The sequence below is a fragment of the Acidimicrobiia bacterium genome (assembly GCA_016650365.1).
Lineage (GTDB): Bacteria > Actinomycetota > Acidimicrobiia > Spongiisociales > JAENVV01 > JAENVV01.
Map to the genome: position 1 here is coordinate 1 of JAENVV010000056.1, position 2579 is coordinate 2579.

The 2579-nt window shown below is 58.0% G+C and carries 2 protein-coding genes; both read left to right on the forward strand.

From position 1 onward, the window contains the following. The coding region (locus JJE47_03580; GenBank protein ID MBK5266490.1) for an S-layer homology domain-containing protein at positions 1 to 1138 on the forward strand (1138 nt) is incomplete at its 5' end. Between the two features lie 16 nt (positions 1139 to 1154). Then, positions 1155 to 2579 (forward strand): flippase (locus tag JJE47_03585; protein ID MBK5266491.1); only part of this gene is annotated, 1425 nt, incomplete at its 3' end.

Sequence of the window (2579 nt, forward strand, 5' to 3'; positions counted from 1 at the left end):
CGCTGATACCTCCGATGGGGAAATGGTTGTCTACGACACGGCCAAAGGAGTCGTGGCTCAGCTTTCTAAGGCCACCTACGACCCGTCTACCAAAAAGTGGACAGTCAGCGGTGGCAGCGTCGCCTACCTGGCGTCCATCGGCATCGACGGTCGTCTGGCAGCTTCTGACGATTCACGGAACCGGGGTACATTTCGCGGCTATCCAGGTTCGGCTTCAATGGTTCACTACGACGATGTTGCCGACGGCAGGCTCGACAATGTTGTAAAGATCGGTGTGAATACTGCCAACTCCGGTTATGTCTTCCCGATGCTCAACAGCGACGGTGACACCACCAATCCGAATGCACCCCGAGAAGGCACCCGGATTCGAATCAAGCCGGGCGTCAACCTCGCTTCCCTCGGGTTGTCGGGCCAAGCCCTGGTCATTGCCAAAGGCCTCCAGGACTACGGCATGATCGTAGGAGATAGCACGGGTGGCGCCATGGTGCTCAAACTCGAAGACACCGAAGCCAGTGGTCGCGGACTCCTATGGAACCTCGATCGCAAGAGCCTCTGCAACATCAAGGGTGAACACTGGGAAGTGCTGGTAACCCCCGGGTCGGCGGCTGTCACTCCCCCGCCATCGCCGAGTGGCTTCACCGACGTCTCGGGCCACATATTCGAAAGTGACATCACCTGGCTTGCCAAGACAGGCATAACGTCAGGATGTAGTTCCACGAAGTTCTGCCCGAACAAGCCGGTTACCAGGGGCCAGATGGCGGCCTTCCTCAAACGGGCGCTCAACTTGAGGGCCGCCCCATCTGCAGGGTTCACCGACACGACTGGCGACACTTTTGAAGACGATATCAACCGGCTCTATGCGGCGGGGATCACCAACGGCTGTGCTGCAGACAAGTTCTGCCCTGGTAAGCTCGTCACGCGAGGGGAAATGGCTGCATTTCTCGTGCGGGGATTCAAATTACCGGCCGGGGGGTCGTCACCGTTCAAAGATATCGCTGGCAGTATCTTCGCCAACGATATTGTGAGCTTGGCAAAGGCCGGGATCACGCAGGGATGTACAGCCACGACCTTTTGCCCAACGAACTATGTTACCCGGGGCCAGATGGCTGCGTTCTTGAGAAGGGCCAAGGAAGGCTGATTTCAGCCGACAGGATTTGAGCAACAACGAGATTGGGGGGATCGACGCGCCCGCTGGCGACGGCGTCGATTCGGAGTCGCGCAGTCAGGTTCGAGGATCGAGCCTGCTTCTGGGCGGCCGGATTTTGTCGTCATTCATCGGGTACGCGACGCAGATCCTCATCATCAGATACCTGGCGAAGAGCGACTATGGAGCCTTTGCATACGCGCTGTCGATGGTGGCCGTCCTTCAAGCCGCGGTCCAACTCGGACTTGACCGAGGATTGTCACGGTACGTACCGATCTTTGACGAAACCGAAGATACCGGCTCGATGGTGGGAGCCATAGCTTTCGTCGGCGGACTCACGGCCGTTCTGGGAGCGATCGTGGTGGTCGGCTTTTGGGCTGCCCGTTCATTTATCGCAGGGAACCTGATCGAGGATCCGGTGGCGGTCTCGATGTTGGCCATCCTGATCGTGCTCGTTCCGGTCGATGCGCTTGACAATCTTATGGTGACGTTGCTGGCCGCCTTCCGCAAGACCGGCGCCATCTTCCTCCGAAGACATGTGGTTGCCCCCCTGCTCAAGCTGGTCGCGGTGGCGCTGCTCATTCGCACCAACAGCAGTGTCGAGTTTCTTGCGGTCGGCTATGCAGTGGCCGGTTTCGTCGGTCTGACCGTGTTTGCGTCGGTCCTCGGGCGCTATGTTGCCGGTAGGCGGGCCGATGATCCAGATATGGTCATGCGTTTTCCAATTCGGGATCTAGCGACTTTCTCGCTTCCACTGTTGTCGACAGATCTCGTATTCATGGCGATCAATGCCACTGACTCGATCCTACTTGAATTCTTCGGGTCGGTGACGGATGTCGCGGCTCTGAGGGCGGTGCAACCCACCGCCAAGTTGACCCAACTGGTCCTGACCTCATTCGGCGTCTTGTACATTCCTTTTGTGGCGCGGCTGTACGCCCGCGGTCTCCATTCCGACGTCAGTAGGCGCTACTGGGAAACCGCCAACTGGATCATGATCTTGACGCTTCCCGTACTGGTCATGTGCCTTTTGTTCAATAGAGAGTTCACCACGCGGCTCCTTGGTGAGGATTATGCCGATTCGGCGGTTCTCCTTGGCATTCTGGCCGGCGGGTACTACGTCAATGCCATGTTCGGTTTCAACGGAATGACACTCAACGTGTACCGGAAGATCGGGTTTCTCGTTGGAATCAATGGGATCGCGCTGGCGTCCAACATCGGACTCAATCTGTTCTTGATCCCCCGTTTCGGCCCTCTCGGCGCAGCCCTTGGAACCGCTGGGACATTCCTCATCCACAACCTCGGCAAACAGTACGGACTCATCCGCAAGACCGAGGTATCAATGGCGCCATCGTCGACCTGGCGGGTCTACGGTATCGTCGCCGCAATCACAGGCCTCTCAATATTCGTGGGGTACGGAACGGCACTCAACCTCACC